This is a genomic window from Acinetobacter sp. KAM396 (genome assembly GCF_021602765.1).
GTDB classification, from domain to species: Bacteria; Pseudomonadota; Gammaproteobacteria; order Pseudomonadales; family Moraxellaceae; genus Acinetobacter; species Acinetobacter towneri_A.
The window spans coordinates 22,480-42,583 of sequence record NZ_BPPH01000016.1 but is presented as its reverse complement, the minus strand read 5'-3'; the positions used below and the strand labels follow the sequence as shown (position 1 = coordinate 42,583).

Below are 20,104 nucleotides of genomic sequence, written 5' to 3'. Positions count from 1 at the left end.
ATAAACAACAATCAGGACACAGAATATGACCAAGGTAATTCACGTTTTACAAGATAAAGTACATCACGAAATTTACACAATTCGTCCAGAAGCAACGGTTTTAGAAGCTATTAGTTTAATGGCTGACAAAGGCATTGGTGCATTGGTGGTTACCAATCAAAATAATCATGTGGTTGGTATTCTGTCTGAGCGTGATTACACCCGTAAAGTTGTTTTAATGGAACGAACATCTAAAAGTACAACAGTCAGTGAAATTATGACTGCTAAAGTACTGACCGTGACCAAAAACACCAGTGTTAAAGAATGTTTGAACTTAATTACAGACCATCATTTACGACACTTGCCTGTACTTGAAGATGAACAATTGGTTGGTTTGGTGTCGATTGGTGACTTGGTGAAGGCGACTATGGATGATCAACAGAAATTGATCGAGCAATTACAACAATATATCGCAAGCTAAATGACTGTTTTATTCAACCTGCAAAATCTAATTGAAGTTAAATAAAAACCGCCTAAACTTACACGTTTAGGCGGTTTTATCATATTCAGTAAAATTAGTTCAAACCTAATTTTTCTGCTACATAGTCAGCATCTTTATCACCACGACCTGAAAGATTGACCACAATTTTCAAGTCTCTTGCCATTTTTGGTGCTTCACGCAAGGCCCAAGCCACCGCATGTGAGCTTTCCAAAGCAGGTACAATCCCCTCTACGTGTGACAAGGTCATAAAGGCATCTAAACACTCTTGGTCTGTTGCTGTTGAATATTCCACGCGACCAATATCTTTTAAAAAGCTATGTTGAGGCCCCACACCCGGATAATCCAAACCCGAAGCAATTGAATGGACTGGTAATGGCTCACCCTGCTCATCTTCAAGCACATAACACGCCATGCCGTGTAACTGACCAGGTTTAGCCAACGTTAAGGTTGCAGAGTGTTGATCTGTATCTAAACCATGTCCTGCAGGTTCTACACCCACAAGCTTAACTTCAGGATCATTTAAGAACGCAGTAAACGCACCCACTGCGTTTGAACCACCACCCACACATGCCACGATATAATCTGGATTTACCCCAAAACGTTGTTGGCTTTGCATTTTAATTTCATCGCCAATAATTGCTTGGAAATCACGTACCATTTTTGGAAATGGATGTGGGCCAACCACTGAACCAATTGCATAAATATAGTTTTTCGGGTCTTTTAAGTATTCTTCAAAAGCACTAAGCTGTCATTAAAAAGTAAACATGTATTCTTTTCCGAATTGGTTTGATACTCTCTCCACCCATTGCTCTATTTTATCAGCTGTCATGACTTGAAAATCTCGCCAATAATATTTCATCTGCTTCCATACCATCTCGATTCGATTTAACTCAGGGCTATAAGCTGGAATAAAATACAAATTCGTCGAAAAGTTACTTTTAAGTAGCTCTCTGTAATCAGCCATCTTTTTACTTCTATGAATCGAGGCTTTATCAACAATAAGAACCAATGGAAGGTTATAAGTCTGTTTTACTTGTTGAGCTATTCCAGTTAAATAGGCATAAAACCAAGTGCTTGTAACTGACTCTTGTAAACAACTTGTCACCAGTTTCCCCGTTGAAAGCAAACACCCCATGACATTAACTCGTTTTAATCTTATTGCATCAACCGCATGAACATCACCTATCTTTGTCCATGCATAGCGGTTATCAGGTGTAGATGAAAACCCTGTTTCATCAACATAACCTAATATAATTTCACCACGTGCCGCTTGCTCTCGTAATTTTTCAATCTGCTGTGTTGCTTGTTCAAATGCAATCGGATCTCTTTTTTTTCAAGCTATGACGGGTACGCTTGAAGACCATACCTGAATCACGTAAAAACTTACGAATGGTTTCAACAGACACGGACACTTCGTATTCTTCATGTAGTTTGACTCGGATTTGTTCTGCATTGAGTGGACTTGTATTGACCCAATCTAGGATTTTCTCCTGATAGTCTGAGATCAATGTATTGGGCCGACCTGAGCGATGACCTTCTTTAATCGATTCAAACTCATACAATTCCCAACGTCGGCGTTGTAGCCTTATGGTTTCTGGGATACGTTCTTGTAGAGTGGCAACTTCCGCAACACTTTTACCTTCAGAAAGCCAGAGAATAGTTTGGGCACGTTGTCTTTCACGCCAATGTTTTGCATGCTTGGCCAGAAAAATGAGTCGTTCTCGCTGTTCTAAACTAAGTGGTACAGAAACAATTCGAGGCATGTGTGAACATCTGTTAACTAAAAAAACTTTTTCGCATGATTAGTTATTTTTGTCAACTTATCTACGGCATCCTTTAAAGTCGCTGTGCCACGTGTGACTGAAATCAGGTTGGCACCTAAAATTTTCATTTTCACGACATTTGGATGTTCTTTTTCAATATCAACCTGTCCCATGTGAATTTCACACGGAATGCTCACAAGCGCACATGCCGTTGCCAACGCGACACCATGCTGTCCCGCACCTGTTTCCGCAATCACTTTGGTTTTACCCATATATTTGGCGAGCAATGCTTCACCTAAACAGTGATTGATTTTATGTGCACCCGTATGATTTAAATCTTCACGCTTCAAATAAATTTGTGCACCACCCAACTGCTCAGATAAACTTTTTGCATGAAACAAAGGACTCGGACGTCCTACATAATTGGCAAATAAATCCTTTAATTCATTTTGAAATTCTGCTGTATGACGAATTTCTTCATAAGCAAGGTTAATTTCATCCATGGCTGCTTTTAAATGCGGTGGAATAAACTGCCCGCCATATTGTCCGAAAAAACCTTCTTCATTCGGTAATGCGATGCCATTGATTTGATGTTCCATCTCGATCCCCTCAAATTGAAATTCACGTTGCTTATCGTATTAGTATTTCATCAATATGCACGCAAAATTTTGACTGATATAGATAATAGTTAATGAAAAAAAATGGCGCTTATCGCGCCAAATATTTCGTCATATCTTCAATGCCTTTTAAAGTCATTGGGTACATATGATTTTCAAAAATTTGTCGAATTAATCCAATGGTATGTGTGTAATGCCAATAGCCTTCCTGTTCAGGATTCAGCCATGCGGTTTTTTCAAAATGCTGACGCAGACGTTGTAGCCAAACTTGCCCTGCTTCATCATTCATATATTCCACCGAACCACCAATCGAATTTAGCTCATAAGGTGCCATACTGGCATCACCCACCACAATTACTCGATAGTCGCGTCCATAGGTATTAAATAAATCCCACGTATTCATGCGAGTACTGCTACGGCGTAAATTGTCTTTCCAAACATAGTCGTATAAACAGTTGTGGAAATAAAAATATTCGAGGGTTTTAAACTCAGTTTTGGCCGCACTAAACAGTTTTTCACATTGGGCGATGTGCGCATCCATCGAGCCACCCACGTCAAACAACATCAACACTTTGACGCGATTACGACGTTCTGGCACCAATTGCACATCTAAAATACCCTGTTTGGCAGTTTCGCGGATAGTGCCATCAATATCTAGTTCTTCGGCTGCGCCTTGACGGGCAAATTTACGCAAACGACGCAGTGCCAATTGCATTTGTCGCGTACCTAAAATCTGTTCATCGTCTAAATTCCGATACTGACGCTGCTCCCAGACTTTCACAGCAGAACGCTTACGTCCGGGCCCACCAATGCGGACACCTTCGGGATGATCCCCAAAAGCACCAAACGGTGATGTGCCACCCGTACCAATCATACGGTTGCCGCCCTGATGTTTTTTATGCTGTTCGCGTAAACGTTCTTCCAGCATTTTCATCAATTCTTCTAATGAACCTGCTTTTTTGAGCTCTTCGCGTTGTTCTGGCGTGAGATTTTTTTCTAGCAGTTCTAAGTTAAACCAATCTTTGGGCAATTGATGGACTTGCTGGAGTAAATCATCTAAATCGAAAGTAGAAATGCCATCAAAATAGTCTTTCATGGCACGGTCAAACTTGTCAAAAAAACGCTCATCTTTAACCATGACAGTTTTAACAAGTTGATAGAATTCATCTTGGTCTGCAAAAACCAAACCCGATGCCACTGCCTGATTTAAGTCGATCAATTCACGTGTGGTGACAGGTACACCGTAGCGTCGCAAGGTATAAAACAAGCGCACAAACATGGCGTTGTCCTCCCTTAACGGCGCGACATAAAGGCTAAACGCTCAAGCAATTGCACATCTTGTTCATTTTTGATTAATGCGCCGTATAAAGGCGGAATGGCTTTGCTTTTATCACTATGACGCAAAATATCTTCAGGCATGTCATCTGCCATCAATAGGCTTAACCAATCAATGAGTTCAGACGTAGATGGTGGTTTTTTTAAGCCGGGAACTTGGCGTAATTTAAAGAAAACTTGTAAAGCTTCTGAAACCAAGCTGCTTGAAATATTAGGGAAATGCACATCGATAATATCGCGCATGGTCGCTTCATCTGGGAAATCAATATAATGGAAGAAACAGCGACGTAAAAAAGCGTCTGGCAGTTCTTTTTCATTATTAGAAGTGATGATCACGATTGGACGTTGTGTTGCGGTAATGGTTTCGCCTGTTTCATAAACATAAAACGACATTTTATCAAGTTCATGCAGCAGGTCATTTGGGAATTCAATATCTGCCTTGTCAATCTCATCAATCAACAACACACAGCGCTCTGAGCTAGTAAATGCTTCCCACAATTTTCCAGGTTTAATATAGTTTTTAACGTCATACACACGGTCATCGCCCAGTTGGCTGTCACGCAAACGCGACACTGCATCATATTCATATAAACCTTGCTGCGCTTTGGTGGTCGATTTAATGTGCCATGTAATCAACTTTAAACCCAAACTTTTAGCAACTTGCTCAGCCAATAAGGTTTTACCTGTACCTGGCTCACCTTTCACCAAAAGTGGTTTTTGCAAAGCACGTGCGGCTTTCACCGCAAGTTTTAAACTATCAGTCGCAATGTACTGATCTGTACCTGAAAATTGTTGCGTATCAACAGACATGATTTTACCTTAATTGTTTTAGTTACAGTGGTGAGGTGTTTTTGTTGGCTGTATAAGTCGTTTGTTTAAGACGGTATCTTGACCAGAAATAGCCGACCAACAAGCCAAGACCGATCACAAATAAAATGGCAGATAAATTAGACCAAACCAATGGCATTTCTTTGGTTAAAACACCAAAAAGAAGTCCAAAGATGGCTGGGGCAAGTGCTGCATTGCTACCTTCAGATACTGTGGGGGTAAGTAAAATTGCAAACAGCACAATCCAAGTGATACCACCTAATGGGTTTGGCAAGCGTTTGGCAATTTCATACCAACACCACAAAATAATGGCACTTCCCAATAAGTAAATAGAAACAGCAATTGCAGTTTCAGGAATTGAATCCAATCCAGTCATCACGCTATTCATTTCTCAACTCCTGAACAAAGGTTATGCACCGCGTAAGCCTTCTGGTTCCACAGCGTTTGGATTAATTAAACCTTCTGGCGGTACTTGAATAAAGAAACCACGTGTTTGAATAGAATCTATAACGTGCAAAACATTCACACGTGCCAACTTGCGGCTTTCAGATAATTCCAAATCCATTACAAATGTCGCACGACCAAATGCAACTCGCATTGGCTCAGGTAATACTTCAAGTGGGTCAAACGCTTCTGCTTGATCTTCAGTTTGCTCAGGACGGGCGATGTATAAATACATCTCATCTTTTTTGCTCGACTTATAAATTGAACAGTGCATAAACAACAAAACTCTAAAAACTCAGGCAAAGGATACAACAAAAAAAACCGAGATACATTAACCATTATTAACGCATTGGTCTATGTTTATTCTCAAACAAAGAATGACGTGAAAATTCATCCATTTTGATGTGAAAAACTGCTGTATTTAAACGAAGATCAGTCTAGGTTATTCAGCAACTCTCATCTGACCTGACAAATAAGACCGATCGGCATGCAACACGTCAATTAATGGCTTAGTCAGCAATTCATAACGCCAACCCAACAAGTAATTTGGCAAGTCTTGTTCATCGTTATGAAATACCACATGCTGATACAAAGCATTCAGCCACTTTTTACGCAACAACACTTCTTTGGGAATTTGAGTTTCCTGAACCGCAGACTGAATCACCCGCTCCATATTGTCACTGACATCTTTAGAGGAATGGCGGATTGGCCGTGCCAAACGCAGCGGCCATTGAGATTGATCAGGCAGGTATTTGATTAAATCCAAAATGGTTTTGCCATGCTCACGCACAATATGCGGGCGTAAATCTTTAATGTTGCTGAGCTGGAACTTATTTTTAGGATTTTTTTCGACTAAATCCAACATGGTAGAATTGCGTAAAATAAAACTGCGTGGTTGGTTTAAGGCTTTCACCATTTGCTCACGCCAAACAGCTAACTGTTGTAATTGCATGAGTTGACGGCGTGAATGACGATAATTGCCCACATCCTGATATAACAACTCTAACGGTGTTTCTTCACCAATTTCCTGAGTTAAATTGCGGCAATCTTCATGTGCAAAATCCAGTAAATAATGTTGTTTTAAGTCTGTTTGTACCTTATCTGCCAATTGCATTAAATACAGCACGTCATTGGCAGCATAATTTAACTGCTCATCGGACAAAGGACGTGCAAGCCAGTCTGAGCGGGTTTGCCCTTTATCAATATCGACATTGAGCATGGTTTTTAAAGCATTTTGATAACTAACTTGTAAACCATGTCCTAAAAATGACATCCCTACTTGGGTATCAAACACGTTATTTAAGTTTTTTTTCTGCGAATAATGATAAATTAAATCAATATCTTCGCCGCAGGCATGAAAAATATTTTGCTGCGCTTGAAACAGTTTTTCCCAAAATGCACTTAAATTTAAAGAAGTGCCATCTAACAAATAGACCTGATCATTAACATTAATTTGGAATACACCTAATTTTGGCCATAAAGTATCAACCTTAATAAACTCGGTGTCTAAACCGTAAATGCTGTTTTGGCTCATTAATGCCAAGACATTTTCAAAGTCTTTTTGTTGATGAATAAATTGGAACATAGTGAGCAGGTAAAACAGGATTCGCTAGGGCTTCATTTTAAACATTAAATAGTAATTAGCTATAAAAATATGTCCAGTATTTTGATTGCTTATCTTATTTGTGATGTCGATAACATGAAAAATTAAATTTTTTATCGTTTTTTATCTTAATTTGATTTTTATTGCCTTTGAATGCAGGTCATACTTTCTATGAATGATTGATTAGATGGCCATCAACATAATACTCACATAAATCATAGGAAATAAGCACCTAAATGCTTATTTCATTCGCATCCGATTAAGCACCGCCTGACTTAAAGTATGACTATCGACATATTCAAGTTCGCCCCCTTGAGGCACACCTTGTGCAATACGAGTCATTTGTACAGGCAAATGTTTGGTCGCTTCGACCAAATAATGTGCTGTCGCCTGACCTTCTACAGTGGCATTGGTCGCCAAAATGACTTCAGTAATGTTGCCATTGCTTAAACGCTGAACCAAATATGGAATACCAATTTCATCAGGCCCAATGCCATCTAAAGGTGATAAGTGCCCACCTAAAACATGGTATTTACCACGGAAACTTCCACTTTGCTCAATTGCCATGACATCGGCTGGAGATTCCACCACGCAAAGTAAGTGTGCATCACGGTCATGTGAGGCGCAAATATTACAGACTTCATCTTCCGTTAATGAGTGACAAATTGAACATTCATGAATATAACTTGTGGCTTCGTTCAAAGCATGAGCCAAACCGACTGCACCTTCTCTATTCTTCATAATCAGGTGCAATGCCATGCGTTGAGCCGATTTTGGCCCAACACTTGGCAAAATGCGTAGCGCTTGTACCAGTTGATCAAAACGATCACTAAACATACGCCGTTCCTTAGAATAAACCTGCCAAGCCCGGTGGCAAGCCCATACCTGAATTCGCAGACTTCATTTTTTCTTCAGAAATCTCTTCGGCTTGACGAGCGGCATCATTCATTGCAGCGGCAATCAAATCTTCAATCATGTCTGCATCGTCTTGCAATAATTCAGGATTAATTTCAATGCGTTTTACCACATTACGGCAAGTCATGGTCACTTTCACTAAACCACCACCCGCTTCTGCATGCACTTCAGTTTGCGCAAGTTCTTCTTTGGCTTTTTTAATGTTGTTTTCCACTTCTTTTTGCATACGCTGCGCTTGCTGCATCAACATATTAATGTTCATAAAAAATCTCCGAACAATTGATCTATTTAGTTTTAAATGAGGTCTAAACCGCGCTCGATGTCGCGAATAATATCATCAATATCTTCCAAGCCAACAGAAATACGAATTAAACCTTCACTGATGCCTGCTGCTTGTTTAGCTTCTGCGGTCATTCTGCCATGAGATGTTGTTGCAGGATGGGTAATGGTTGACTTTACATCCCCTAAGTTACTGGTGATAGACAGGAAGCGCGTGTTGTCAATCACGGTCCACGCGCCTTGACGCTCACCTTTCACCACAAACGATACAACACCACCAAAGCCAGACTGTTGCTTTTTCGCTAACTCGTGCCCTGTGTGATGCGGCAAGCCTGCATAATACACTTTTTCAACTTTTGGATGTGCATCTAGCCACTCGGCAAGTTTTTGTGCACTGGCGCAATGTGCTTTCATCCGCAGGCTTAAAGTTTCTAAGCCTTTTAAGAAAATCCATGCGTTAAATGGACTTAATGAGTTACCCAAAGTACGAATCACACCGTTGATTTCTTCAACCAATTTGTTTTTACCTACCACAGCGCCGCCTAAAGCACGTCCCTGCCCATCAATATATTTGGTCGATGAGTAGATAATCAGGTCTGCACCAAATTTAATCGGTTGTTGTAAAACTGGAGTGCAGAAAGTGTTATCGACTGCAAATAATGCATTATTTGCATGGGCAATATCGGCAATAGCTTGTAAATCGCCCACTTGTGCCAATGGATTCGATGGCGTTTCAATAAATAAAAGACGTGTGTTAGGACGAATGGCTTGTTTCCAGCTTTCTAAATCTTCCAAATCAACAAAAGTGACATCGACACCAAACTTCATCACATATTTTTCAAACAGTGAAATGATCGAGCCAAATACAGCGCGTGAACAGACCACATGATCACCCGCTTTAAGATAAGCCAAAGTAATGGCATGAACAGCCGCCATACCCGAACTGGTCGCAACTGCACGTTCCGCACCGTCTAATACTGCTAAGCGTTTTTCAAAAGCCTGTACGGTTGGGTTGGTATAACGTGAGTAGGTGTTGCCTTCAATTTCACCAGAGAATTTTGCAGCTGCATCGGCAGCATTTTCACAAACAAATGATGAAGTCAGAAAAATCGGCTCACTGTGTTCGCCTTCAATTGTACGGTTGTGTCCGGTACGAATTGCCAAAGTATCTAGTTGATATTCAATGTCGTCGTGTTGACTCATCTTTACTGCTCAGCCCTAAACTTAGTCCTAAGACCTGTTTGTTGAATAATTGCCAACATTTTGAGCGTCAAGCGCATTTAAGGTCAAGGTAAAATGTATAAATATCGTTTAGACTTCATTCAAATCGGCGCCGTGTGTGATGGAATACTTTATGAATCAGCTACAACGTAAATTTAATCCATACATAAAAAAGCTAAAAAACCTGAGTATTCGTCTGTTTAAAAGTCGTGATTTAGTGCTTTCACAAACCTCGCCATACGACATCGTGGCACGTTATAAATATGCGCAGATTCGCTATTACGCTTCGCCAGATAAGCAATATAAAGAGCCACTAGTTTTTATTGCGCCCTTAGCTATTACCATGTCAATTTATGATTTATACCCTTATCGCTCATTAGTGAAACATTTTCAGCATAGCGGTTTTGATGTGTATTTGGTTGATTGGGGACAATTAACCTATCAACATTGTGATTTAAATTTTTTGGCTTTTATTCAAGATGCAATCCCCAATTGTATTCGACTCATTTTACAACACGCCAAAGTCAAACAAATTTCACTGCATGGTTGGAGTATGGCGGGTGTTTTTGCCATGCTTTATACCGCAGACCAACAATCCGCACATATTAAAAACTTGATGGTTTTGGGTAGTCCTGTAGATAGTTATGCTTCTGGGCGGATTGGTAAACTCTTTCAATCGACCAATAAGCTGATTTCTAAATACCCTAAATTACAACATGCCTTTTATTCAGGAAAAATTCCCAAGCATTTTATTCATACACCAGGTTTAATCAATGCGATTGGTTTTAAGATTTTGGACCCTAGAGCATGGCTTGAAAGCAATAAACAGATGCTCTCGAATCTGCACGACTTACAAACCTTGCATGAAAATGCCACTTTAGCCAATTTTTTAAATAATATGATTGATTATCCTGGTGGGATTAATCAAGACATGATGTTAAATGTGTGGCTGCAAAATCCGCTCAAACAAGGCGCTATTCAACTGAATCAACATACCATTAAGCTTGAAAATATTAATTGTTCACTTTTGGTTGGTGCAGGTGATAGCGATCAAATTGTCACAGCCGAAGCTGCTCAACCTTTATGTGAATTGACAAGTAGTAGCGATGTCACGTTTACTCTCATTCCAGGTGGACATTTGGGTTTAATGTCCAGTCAAAAAAGTGCTAATGAATTCTGGCCTAAACTGACCACATGGTTAGAACAACGATCCAGCAAAATCGCATAAAGAGAGCACGAACATGATTCAATCTGTTGCATTTATTGGCTTAGGCGCAATGGGCTACCGCATGGCAGCACATTTACCCAAACATTTTGACACGGTCTATGTTTGGAATCGTAACTTTGCCAAAGCCGAGCAACATGCTGCAGAATATGGCACTCAAGCGGTTGAATTGGCCCAAGCGGTACAGGCTGATATTATTTTTTCTTGCTTGCCTACCAGTACCGAAGTTGAAAACCTGATTGCACAAGTCCAACTTAAAGCAGGTTCAGTTTGGGTCGATTGCACCAGTGGCGTACCTGAAAGCGCCAAAAAACTAGTACAACAGCTTGAAGCCCAAAACGTCGATTTCTTAGATGCACCTGTAAGTGGCCAAACCATTGGTGCAGAAAATGCCACCTTAACGGTCATGATTGGTGGTAAAGCAGCAGCCTTTGAAAAAGCGCTCCCTGCAATTCAGGCTTTTGGTAAAGTGATTCAGCACGTTGGCGAGCCAGGTGCAGGTTTTGCAGTTAAAGCAGTGAATAATATGCTAATGGCTGTCAGCCTATGTGCTGCTGCTGAAGGTTTTACTACCCTAAAAGCACATGGTGTAAATTTAAATCAGGCTCTGCAATGCATTAATGCCTCAAGTGGCAAAAGTGCCGTAACAGAAATGATTTTACCGCAGCGAGTATTAAATCGCGCTTTCCCAAATACCTTTGCCCTGCCTTTACTTGCCAAAGATACTGGGATTGCACTGGATTTAGTCCGTGAGGCAGCCTTACCTGCACCAGTACTGGCATTAACTCAAAGTCTGATTCAAGCCGCAAATTTAACTGCCGAAAAAGACAGTGATTTTTCCACTGCCGTGAAAATGTATGAATTATGGAGTAATATTACCTTAGAGTAAGAACTCGCCATTGAATACGCAGCCATAAACCCAATAATGTATATAAGTGCTTCGTCACCCTACAAACCACAGAGGAAACTCTTATGAAAAAGTTTAGCATTGCCGTATTTGCAAGCCTTGCAACTTTTATCGGGGCAAATTCAACTGCTTTTGCTTCTGAGCAAGAATGTCAAAAATTAAAAAATGATCACGATGTTATTTATGCATCTAAAGGTTTCTGCTTTAAAGACCCTGAAGCTAAAGCACGTTTTGGTAATGACAATTGCTATACAACTAAGCCGAAGTTCTCTGAAAAAGAACAACAACGCCTTGATGCAATTAAAGCACGTCAAAAAGAATTGAACTGTAAATAACAGTTTTGAAAATAAGCTGAATTGAAGGAATTATTATGGCTTACGATGATCAAAATATTTTTGCAAGAATTTTACGTGGTGAGCTTCCTGCAATAAAAGTGTATGAAGATGAGCACGTGCTTGCGTTTATGGACATCATGCCTCAAGCCGATGGTCACACCTTGGTTATTCCTAAAACACCTGCAGTCACATTATTGGACCTACCTGCCGAAGCTGCAGCATATACCATCCAGATTGTGCAAAAAATTGCTAAAGCCATTGAAAAAGGCTTAGGTGTGGATGGTATTGTGCTCATGCAGCTGTCTGGTACAAGTGCTGGACAAACTGTACCGCATGTTCATTTCCATTTAATTCCAACTTCAGTTCACGAACTTGGAAAGCATGCTGCACAAATGGGCGATCAGGAAAAAATCCTAGCACAGGCCGAAAAAATAAAAGCAGCGCTTTAAAATATTTCCAAAACTGTAGTAAAAATGAATGGAGCACTCGCTCCATTTTTTTCGGATCATGTTTAATTTCCCGATTAACCACAGCATTGATGACAATAATATGTCACTCCCCTTGCAATTAAGTTATTCATTTCATAAATTTTTTCTAAATTTAAAAAACCTGTTCACTTAAAATTTGCGATTAAAGGTAAGTTTTTGATCTAATTTGTTCTTTTTTAATAATTTTGAAATATTTCCTTAATATTACTGTCGCATTTGTAAGGAATACTTAGCACCAATAGAGAGCAGCGGTAGATCAACCCTACTTCTGAACAATGTTTAGGACTAAAAAACAATAGTCTGTATTGGAGCTACACATGAAAAAAACGCTTTGCGCATTAGCAGTTGGGGCAACCTTATTTACACCAGCACTAGCTATGGCTGCTGATGTTAAAGTTTATGGTCGTGCACACGTATCTTTAGACTATCTTGATGATGGAAAAGACTACAACGAAGTTGGTCTTTCTTCTAACTCATCACGTTTAGGCTTCAAAGCTGAACAAAAATTAGAAAATGGCATGACTGTTTTTGGTCAAATTGAACAAGAAATTAACTTTGCTAGCGGTTCTGCAAATGATGATTTAGAGTTTGCTACTCGTGATACTTTTGTAGGTTTAAAAGGTGACTTCGGTCAAGCGCGTGTAGGTCGTTTTGACAGCCCATTTAAAGCTGCACGTGGTCCAGTCAACTTCTTTGGTGACCAAGTTGGTGATATCCGTAACGTAACTCGTGCTGGTAACTTACGTTTTGATGAGCGTAATGCTAACTCAATTGAATATAAATCACCTAAATTTGGTGGCGGTTTTAATGTTCTAGCTGCACTTTCTTTACATGAAGGTAATAGTGCTGGTTTCACATCTACAACCTCACAAAAAACTACAGTCATTGATACTGTAGACGGTCCAGTTACAGTTGTTGTTCCAGGCACTACAACAACAAATACTAAAGCTGATCGTAATGATAAAGCTTACGACTTAGCTTTAACTTATAAAGAAGGTAACGTAGACTTTGCAGCAGCTTATGAGCACTATGAAGAAGAAGCAAGCCGCGGTGAACGTGATGGCTTCCGTGTTGCAGCTGCTTATAAAATCACACCTGAATTTAACTTAGGTGCTTTATACCAGTATTTAACACATGACAATGATACTGCAAACCCAGATGTGCAAGTATTTGGTGTAGCGGCTGACTATAAAGTTGCACCGAAAACTTATGTACGTGGTCAAGTCTTCCACCGTGACGTAGATGCTGATGATGCAAACGCAACATTAGTAGCAGTAGGTGTTGAGCACCGTTTAGACAAGGCAGTGCGCGTATATGCTAATCTTGCAACAATGCTTAATGACACTAAATCTAACCTAACACCATGGTCACAAGGTCGCTCTAACAGCGTTGCTGGTGTGGCTGACGAAGATGCCTTAGGTCTTTCTTTAGGTTTCCGTTACGACTTCTAAGTCTAAACCACACTTAAAACATAAAAACACGCTTCGGCGTGTTTTTTTAATGCATGCCTAAAAAACCAAATAAAACAAAGCCAGCAAATGTGCTGGCTTTGTTTATTCGAGTCAGTTTTACCAAGCTGAATTTTTCAATATTAACGTTTTAAAAACCCAGACACTAAATTCATCACTTGCTGAATATCGTCATTGGCTTCTTGCTTACTCGTTTGCTCACCTTGTGGTGTCAATGAATCAATAATTTGTGGCAATACTGCAGAAATCGCATTATAAATATCTTGCTTTGGCGCCTGAGTTTGCTGTGCAACCTGCTCTACATCGGCATCATCAAATAAACTTTGAACTTGTTCAGCACCTACATGCGCATTTTCACCTGGGCCTGTAGACACCCAATCCTCCACCTGACTGGTTAAGCCTTGTCCTTTTAGTTTATCTAAAGCGCCTTGCAACCCACCCTGTTTTTGAATCCATGCCAATACTAAAGGCAAGACTGCAATCAATAAACTTTGTGCACCTGAAGCACCTGCAGCAGAACGCTGTTGTTGCCCACCCAACTGACCTAATACAGAACCCAAAATACCACCCAAGCCCCCTTGTGCAGATTGTTGGTTATTAGCACCAAGTTGCCCCAAAACCGAGCCTAAAATACCGCCCAATCCACCTTGAGATTGATTAGATTGCTGATTCGCGCCCAATGCCTGCTTTGCTAAAATTTCAACAATATTGCTTAAATTGGTCATTTTATGTTCCTCAATATGCCCTTATGACAGCATACGAAGTTTTGACTGAATTTCGCGCTTGAAATTGTTAAATTTTGCAATATCCTAAATTTATGTTAAGCATTTAACATTATTAAGTTTTTGTTAGTTTAATCCAGCACTTACCAACGGAATTTATCCCAATTTTCAGGGTTGGCCCAAAACTTAGAGTTAAACCAATCAGGCACGTGCTTATAAGTCAAAATATTAAATTGCCATAAGCATAAATGATGTTCCTCAAAGCGATGTTCAATCAATTGCGTAAAACCAAGCGCTCTAAGCAATTGCTCATCTTGACGCGTAGCAACCACCACAATACGCTTTGCAAATAAGTCACGTAGCTTCACCAAAATTTGCGAGGTGTGTTGCGGCGTCTGCAAAGCAAAATCTGAAGCATCCAAAAATATAACTGCCAAATCAAAACGTTGGGTAAAAGGCAGATTTAAAAATGCCAATGCGCTAAAATACTGCCATTGGATAGTTGGCTGCTCATCAGCCGCTTGATTGTTATGCTTCGGGCTTGCTTCAATATTTTGCCCTATACACAATGCAGTCGAAATTGGCTGTTGTTGAGACAAATCATCAATCAATGCTTGAATTAAACGCATTTCAGCCATCACTGCATTCCTTCATTTTTGAGAGAGTATTCTTATGGAACTACAAGGCATTTGCCATAAAATGCACGCAGGTCTTAAGGACCATAGTGTAACTGATGAACAGGTACACAAGGCAAATGTTGAATATAAATTTATTCTAGACCGTTCAGAAATTGATCTGCCTTTTCAGCTTGGGCAAGAACTTGAACTGGAATGGACTAGCAAGATTTATTGTGTTTCTTGTGGCGTAAAAACCCCAAAATCCTATTCGCAAGGACATTGCTTTAAGTGTTTTAAAACCAAAGCATCTTGTGATATGTGCATTATGAAGCCTGAAACTTGTCACTATCATTTAGGTACCTGTCGTGAAGATAGTTTTGCTCAAGAAGTTTGCTTTCAACCGCACATCGTATATTTAGCCAATTCAAGTGCCTTAAAAGTGGGAATCACCCGTTTAGGTCAAATGCCAACACGTTGGTTAGATCAGGGTGCAACTCAAGCCTTGCCAATTATGAAAGTTGGCTCACGCCGTTTATCAGGGCAATTAGAAGTCATGTTTGGCACACAGGTCGCAGATAAAACCGACTGGCGCAAATTACTCAAAGGCCAAGCAGAGCCGCTAAATTTAATTGAAGTGAGAGAACAACTGATTGAAGAATTTGCACCTAAAATTCAGACCATTCGTGATGAGTTTAGTCTGAATCTTGAATTCGACGAAACGGTAGAACTTTTAGATCAGGAACTTCCGCGTGAATTTGTGTACCCTGTAAAGCAGTATCCTGAGAAAATTAAATCACATAACTTAGATAAAACCCCAATCATTCGCGGCAAACTGCAAGGAATTAAAGGGCAATATTTAATCTTGGATACAGGTGTCATCAACATTCGTAAATACACAGGTTATGAGCTAAAAATTCGCTCTGAATAAGTCTTTCAGATGCTTGGCCTAATCTTTATTAGATGCACAAAAAAACCAGCAAATTTGCTGGTTTTTTTGTAGATGTTCAGTACTTATTTGATTTTCGCTTTCGATTTCAAATATTGCGTATAGTCATCTAGCTCTTGCTGAGCACGCAATTGTTGATATAACTTTGCTAACTCTTTTAGTTGCTCAGCAGTTAATGCATTTGATGTGGTATCGTTTACATTTGAAACAGCCACCACCACCAATTCATTTGGTAAAGATGCTGTAGTCACTGACCACATGCCTTGCTTAGGTGCAAGTACACTAAAAGCAGCACGTTCAATTTCGCGCTTTAACAAACCATCTGCACGGGTGAATGTGCCTGCATTTTCAAAACGGATTTGGTTTTTGGCCAAAACGGTCGCTGCAGGCTGAGTTTTAAAGGCATCCAATGTGGCTTGAATATCTTTTTTGGCTGCATCAAAGGCTTTTTTCTCAATCAATTTAGCTTTTACGCGTGGTGTTGCCTCTTCCAAAGTTTGCACACCTGCAGCATGGTAATTACGCACTTTAACCCATACCACATCACCATTCGCTAAAGTAATATTGCTAGATGCGTTACGGTCGCCATTTTTCACATCATCATTAAACAATTTAACTTTGACAGTTGGCTGACTTAAAACAGGATGCTGTGACGCTAAAGTTAAACCAGTGATAGATTCGACTTTGGCTGTTTTCACTTCTTCCGCTACCACATCTAAAGCATCACTACTCACCACCAATTCATTTAAGCTGTTGATGGTATCGGTATACGCATTTTCAGTTTTGGTTTTTTGCAATTCCGCCGTTAAACGTGCTTTTTGAGTTTCAAACGCAGGCACCTGAACCGTAGCACCTTCTGTTTGAATTACGTGATAACCATATTGAGTTTTGATAGGCTGTGATACTTCTCCTGATTTTAAGCTACCCACGGCTTTATCAAAAGCATCACCAAATACACCTATTTCATAACCTGCAACCACACCACCTTTGGCTTTAGACTCAGGATCGTCCGAATACTTTTGCGCAGCTGCAGCAAATCTTGTACCTTGCTTAATTTCAGCAACCGCTTGCTCTGCAAGTTTTTTTGCTGCGGCATCATCACGTGCATCCGTGGTGATTAAAATATGTTTCACTGTAGGTACAGCAGCACCTTTTTGAGTTTCGACAAACTTTTGATACGCCTGTTGTAACTCTGCTTCAGTGACAGTCGCATTTGCAGGTGCAATATTCGCTGGAGTCACCACAATAAAATCGACATCAACACTGGCTACCTGTTTAAAGTCATTCGCATGCTGTTCGTAATAGGCTGCAATTTCTTGCGCATTAGTGATGATGTTTTTCTTGTAGCCATCTAACTTGATGCTAGATAAATGCAAAGTACGTTGCTGGGTTTGTAAGTTGGCAATTTGCTGAATATCAGATGGGCTAACTAAAGCATAATCGGTAAAGCTAGCACTGAGCATTTTTAACGCATGGTCTTGACGTAAACTTGCCACAAGCGCCTGATTGGTCATGCCTACAGATTGCAGATAGTTGGCATACAAGCTTTCAGAAAACTTGCCATCTTGTTGGAAATTCGGTTGTTGTGCAATCATTTGTTCAATTTGTGCATCGCTCAAAGAAATCCCTAATTTCTCTGCTTGTTGTAATAACAAGGTACGTGCAACCAAAGTATCTTTAGCTTTGTTTTGAATATAATTTAGATTCAATAGTGTTTCATCACCATTGGTATAAGCCAAATATTGTTCTTTCAACGAATTGGTCAAATTATCTAGTTCTTGTTTTGAAATTTGCTGACCATTGACCGTTTGTACAGTGTCTTCAGACTGACCTCCACTAAAATATCCTTCAATACCTACAAGTGCTAAAGGGGTCAAGAATAAAACGAGCAAAACTTTGCCCAACCAACCCTTAATAACTTTACGAAAAGATTCCATAAGTATTCCAATATTTTATTTGTGCGAGATTTTAACTGAAAACCCTCAACGAATGAATGCGTTGAAGCTCTTAATTGACATTATTATTAAAAAACGCGCCAATTGGCGCGCTTTATTGGCATTTTAAAAGATTATGCTACTGAATCTTTTAAACCTTTACCCGCTTTAAAGCTTGGTACTTTGCTTGCTTTAATTTCAAGTGTAGCACCTGTTTGTGGGTTACGACCTGTGCGAGCAGCACGCTCTTTCACATTAAATGTACCAAAACCAACGAGGGTTACAGTATCACCCGCTTTAAGCGCTTCAGTAATAGAAGCAATTGTTGCGTCTAAGGCCTTACCTGCATCAGTCTTAGACAACCCCCCTTTCTCTGCAATTGCATCGATTAATTCTGATTTATTCATGAAGATTACGTCCTCTTAATATCGTTTATTTAAGGTCCAGAGATTTAATTTAAATTACCGTAACGCCTTTATAGCAATGCTTTGAGGGTAAAAGCAATACTCCCTGTACGCTTTTATGCAAAATAAATGGTAAAAAACGATGGAGCATAAGATACTATTGACAATTAGTCTAAAACCCGCCTCTCATCCACATCTGCATGTTTCTAAATCTAGGCTAGACACGTTTACTTTTTGCAACATCTTCTTTTAATTGTTTATTTTCTTCAATCAAGGCATCAACTTTGGCATGTAATTGTAATACTAAATGCTCTAAATGTTGAAGATCTTTTGCTGTTACTAAGCCAATTCTATTTAAAGAATGATTTACACTATGGTCAATAAGACGCTCGACCTTATCTTTGGTGTCTATCACCGATTCCTTGGCTTTTTCTGACACCTTTTCAACAGTTTGATCGGCTATTTCTGTAGTTTTGGATTCTAATTCCTCACCCACTTTGACCAGAGAGTCAAACAACTTATTGCCTTCTTCTTCTGCGCGTGAAAATGCACCTAAACCTGCCAGCCAAATTTGCTTGGTATATTTACGAAAATCGAGTGATGATTTACGTCCTGAGCGTAATTTATCTTTATTTTTCAATGTAGTTTCCGGTTCAACCAAATGCTCTTCCACGCTATCTGTCGTTTTTTCCATGAACCTCTCTCCTGCTTATTTTATGCGCACATAAATGAAATAAACCTACAAAATGCCTTCATAATAGCAAATTAAATACTTGATCGTTTTGCTAAACTGTTCTACAAAGCAAGATTATTCGCTGTGCTTCTTAAAAGATGTATTCACTACGAAGTGCAAACCAAGGAATTCAACTTTAAATTTAGGGACTTGATTTTATGAGTGATTCGCAACAAAGACAAAATAATCCACATTTGTTGCTGACCATGCTCATGATTGTGCTGGAAACAATTTTTAGCTTTATTCTAAAACATGATCGTGTGGTCGCTTTGCAGGCTAAAAAGTTTATCGACCAGAAAATCATTATTAAAATTAATAGCTATATTCCTTATTTCGACATTTACGTCGAATTCAATCCAAACGGCATCTTATTTGACAGCAAAGCACCTGAACAAGCTGTCGATTTGGATGTGCGCACCACACTCATGGATTTATTCAAAATCTTTATTTTAGGTAATCGTCGCAGTATTAAACACATGCGTATAGATGGCGACATTACTCTTAAAGATGAGTTTCGTGATCTAATTTTGCATTTTAGTGCACCCAAAGTTTTGGCTGACTGGAAACAATGGCTAAAAGAAGCACCTCAAGAACAAGAAGTGATCGGTTCTAAAAAGCGCATTGCTCCACTTTTAGACAAAATTGATGAGCAACGCTCTAAGATCAACACCTTACAAGTTGAGCTTAAACAGCATAAAAACCGTATTCGTCGCATTGAACGCCGTCAAAAGCGCATTAACATCGCCTTTGGAGTAATAACAGTATTATTAATTACGTTATTAGTGTATAATTTATGGATCGTTTAAACGCATTAAAATATCAATAAAAACAGCGCAAA

24 protein-coding genes and 1 pseudogene are annotated in these 20,104 nt (G+C 39.6%); 8 read left to right on the top strand and 17 right to left on the bottom strand.

Going from position 1 to position 20,104, the window contains the following annotated elements; genetic code table 11:
- Positions 1-25 precede the first annotated feature (25 nt).
- Positions 26-460, top strand: a complete 435-nt coding sequence (locus L6C30_RS09450; protein WP_019837907.1) for a CBS domain-containing protein — start codon at positions 26-28, stop codon at positions 458-460.
- Between the two features lie 94 nt (positions 461-554).
- Here L6C30_RS09450 and L6C30_RS09445 read toward each other — a convergent pair.
- The 12 genes and pseudogenes from L6C30_RS09445 to L6C30_RS09390 all read right to left on the bottom strand — a co-directional run.
- Positions 555-1,223, bottom strand: a pseudogene (locus tag L6C30_RS09445) (pyridoxal-phosphate dependent enzyme); the annotation flags it as partial.
- Between the two features lie 9 nt (positions 1,224-1,232).
- Complete coding sequence (locus tag L6C30_RS09440) at positions 1,233-1,772, bottom strand: IS630 family transposase (protein ID WP_236162952.1); 540 nt, start codon at positions 1,770-1,772, stop codon at positions 1,233-1,235.
- Positions 1,773-1,788: 16 nt separating this feature from the next.
- Positions 1,789-2,244 carry a helix-turn-helix domain-containing protein gene (locus tag L6C30_RS09435; protein WP_236162928.1) on the bottom strand — a complete coding sequence of 152 codons (456 nt, stop codon included), beginning with the start codon at positions 2,242-2,244 and terminating at the stop codon, positions 1,789-1,791.
- A gap of 17 nt (positions 2,245-2,261) precedes the next feature.
- Complete coding sequence (locus L6C30_RS09430; protein WP_374706591.1) at positions 2,262-2,843, bottom strand: pyridoxal-phosphate dependent enzyme; 582 nt, start codon at positions 2,841-2,843, stop codon at positions 2,262-2,264.
- A gap of 109 nt (positions 2,844-2,952) precedes the next feature.
- Entirely contained in the window at positions 2,953-4,140 is a 1,188-nt protein-coding gene (locus L6C30_RS09425) for a VWA domain-containing protein (protein WP_236162929.1), read from the bottom strand.
- Positions 4,141-4,154: 14 nt separating this feature from the next.
- Positions 4,155-5,006, bottom strand: coding sequence for a MoxR family ATPase (locus L6C30_RS09420; protein WP_236162930.1), 852 nt, complete (start codon positions 5,004-5,006; stop codon positions 4,155-4,157).
- Positions 5,007-5,028: 22 nt separating this feature from the next.
- On the bottom strand, positions 5,029-5,412 hold the full coding sequence (locus L6C30_RS09415; RefSeq protein WP_236162931.1) for a hypothetical protein: 384 nt from the start codon (positions 5,410-5,412) through the stop codon (positions 5,029-5,031).
- A gap of 21 nt (positions 5,413-5,433) precedes the next feature.
- Complete coding sequence (locus L6C30_RS09410; protein WP_019837912.1) at positions 5,434-5,742, bottom strand: YcgL domain-containing protein; 309 nt, start codon at positions 5,740-5,742, stop codon at positions 5,434-5,436.
- Between the two features lie 168 nt (positions 5,743-5,910).
- Positions 5,911-7,053 (bottom strand): HRDC domain-containing protein, encoded by a 1,143-nt coding sequence (locus L6C30_RS09405; protein ID WP_236162932.1) that lies wholly within the window; start codon positions 7,051-7,053, stop codon positions 5,911-5,913.
- Positions 7,054-7,311: 258 nt separating this feature from the next.
- Entirely contained in the window at positions 7,312-7,908 is a 597-nt protein-coding gene (gene recR / locus L6C30_RS09400; RefSeq protein WP_236162933.1) for a recombination mediator RecR, read from the bottom strand.
- Between the two features lie 10 nt (positions 7,909-7,918).
- The gene (locus L6C30_RS09395) at positions 7,919-8,248 is read right to left on the bottom strand and encodes a YbaB/EbfC family nucleoid-associated protein (protein ID WP_026438215.1); all 330 of its coding nucleotides are present in this window, start codon (positions 8,246-8,248) and stop codon (positions 7,919-7,921) included.
- 32 nt (positions 8,249-8,280) lie between these two features.
- Positions 8,281-9,468: an O-succinylhomoserine sulfhydrylase gene (locus L6C30_RS09390; protein WP_236162934.1), complete on the bottom strand. Its 1,188-nt coding sequence runs from the start codon at positions 9,466-9,468 to the stop codon at positions 8,281-8,283.
- 151 nt (positions 9,469-9,619) lie between these two features.
- Between L6C30_RS09390 and L6C30_RS09385 the strand changes: the two genes are divergently transcribed.
- The 5 genes from L6C30_RS09385 (at position 9,620) to L6C30_RS09365 (ending at position 13,892) form a co-directional block, all read left to right on the top strand.
- The gene (locus tag L6C30_RS09385; protein WP_236162935.1) at positions 9,620-10,714 is read left to right on the top strand and encodes an alpha/beta fold hydrolase; all 1,095 of its coding nucleotides are present in this window, start codon (positions 9,620-9,622) and stop codon (positions 10,712-10,714) included.
- A 13-nt stretch (positions 10,715-10,727) separates the two neighbouring features.
- A complete protein-coding gene (locus tag L6C30_RS09380) occupies positions 10,728-11,600 on the top strand; it encodes an NAD(P)-dependent oxidoreductase (protein ID WP_168419057.1) in 873 nt (290 codons plus the stop codon).
- Between the two features lie 83 nt (positions 11,601-11,683).
- Positions 11,684-11,953 carry a YARHG domain-containing protein gene (locus L6C30_RS09375; protein ID WP_168419056.1) on the top strand — a complete coding sequence of 90 codons (270 nt, stop codon included), beginning with the start codon at positions 11,684-11,686 and terminating at the stop codon, positions 11,951-11,953.
- 35 nt (positions 11,954-11,988) lie between these two features.
- Positions 11,989-12,402 carry an HIT family protein gene (locus tag L6C30_RS09370; protein WP_236162936.1) on the top strand — a complete coding sequence of 138 codons (414 nt, stop codon included), beginning with the start codon at positions 11,989-11,991 and terminating at the stop codon, positions 12,400-12,402.
- 356 nt (positions 12,403-12,758) lie between these two features.
- Positions 12,759-13,892, top strand: coding sequence for a porin (locus L6C30_RS09365; protein WP_236162937.1), 1,134 nt, complete (start codon positions 12,759-12,761; stop codon positions 13,890-13,892).
- 140 nt (positions 13,893-14,032) lie between these two features.
- Here the strand turns inward: L6C30_RS09365 and L6C30_RS09360 are convergent, their stop codons facing one another.
- Both L6C30_RS09360 and L6C30_RS09355 read right to left on the bottom strand, forming a co-directional pair.
- Positions 14,033-14,635, bottom strand: a complete 603-nt coding sequence (locus tag L6C30_RS09360; protein WP_236162938.1) for a YidB family protein — start codon at positions 14,633-14,635, stop codon at positions 14,033-14,035.
- A 140-nt stretch (positions 14,636-14,775) separates the two neighbouring features.
- Positions 14,776-15,270 carry a DUF6231 family protein gene (locus L6C30_RS09355; protein ID WP_179990812.1) on the bottom strand — a complete coding sequence of 165 codons (495 nt, stop codon included), beginning with the start codon at positions 15,268-15,270 and terminating at the stop codon, positions 14,776-14,778.
- A gap of 34 nt (positions 15,271-15,304) precedes the next feature.
- Here L6C30_RS09355 and L6C30_RS09350 point away from each other — a divergent pair, with 34 nt between their 5' ends.
- Positions 15,305-16,177 carry a DUF2797 domain-containing protein gene (locus L6C30_RS09350; protein ID WP_236162939.1) on the top strand — a complete coding sequence of 291 codons (873 nt, stop codon included), beginning with the start codon at positions 15,305-15,307 and terminating at the stop codon, positions 16,175-16,177.
- An 83-nt stretch (positions 16,178-16,260) separates the two neighbouring features.
- Here the strand turns inward: L6C30_RS09350 and L6C30_RS09345 are convergent, their stop codons facing one another.
- The 3 genes from L6C30_RS09345 to L6C30_RS09335 all read right to left on the bottom strand — a co-directional run bounded on the left by L6C30_RS09345 (position 16,261) and on the right by L6C30_RS09335 (position 19,227).
- Positions 16,261-18,132: a SurA N-terminal domain-containing protein gene (locus L6C30_RS09345; RefSeq protein ID WP_236162940.1), complete on the bottom strand. Its 1,872-nt coding sequence runs from the start codon at positions 18,130-18,132 to the stop codon at positions 16,261-16,263.
- Positions 18,133-18,263: 131 nt separating this feature from the next.
- Positions 18,264-18,536 carry an HU family DNA-binding protein gene (locus L6C30_RS09340; RefSeq protein WP_004976639.1) on the bottom strand — a complete coding sequence of 91 codons (273 nt, stop codon included), beginning with the start codon at positions 18,534-18,536 and terminating at the stop codon, positions 18,264-18,266.
- Between the two features lie 214 nt (positions 18,537-18,750).
- Positions 18,751-19,227, bottom strand: a complete 477-nt coding sequence (locus L6C30_RS09335; protein WP_230244754.1) for a phasin family protein — start codon at positions 19,225-19,227, stop codon at positions 18,751-18,753.
- Positions 19,228-19,424: 197 nt separating this feature from the next.
- On the opposite strand from L6C30_RS09335, the gene L6C30_RS09330 reads away from it, so the two are divergent.
- Positions 19,425-20,072: a hypothetical protein gene (locus L6C30_RS09330; RefSeq protein ID WP_236162941.1), complete on the top strand. Its 648-nt coding sequence runs from the start codon at positions 19,425-19,427 to the stop codon at positions 20,070-20,072.
- Positions 20,073-20,104 lie beyond the last annotated feature (32 nt).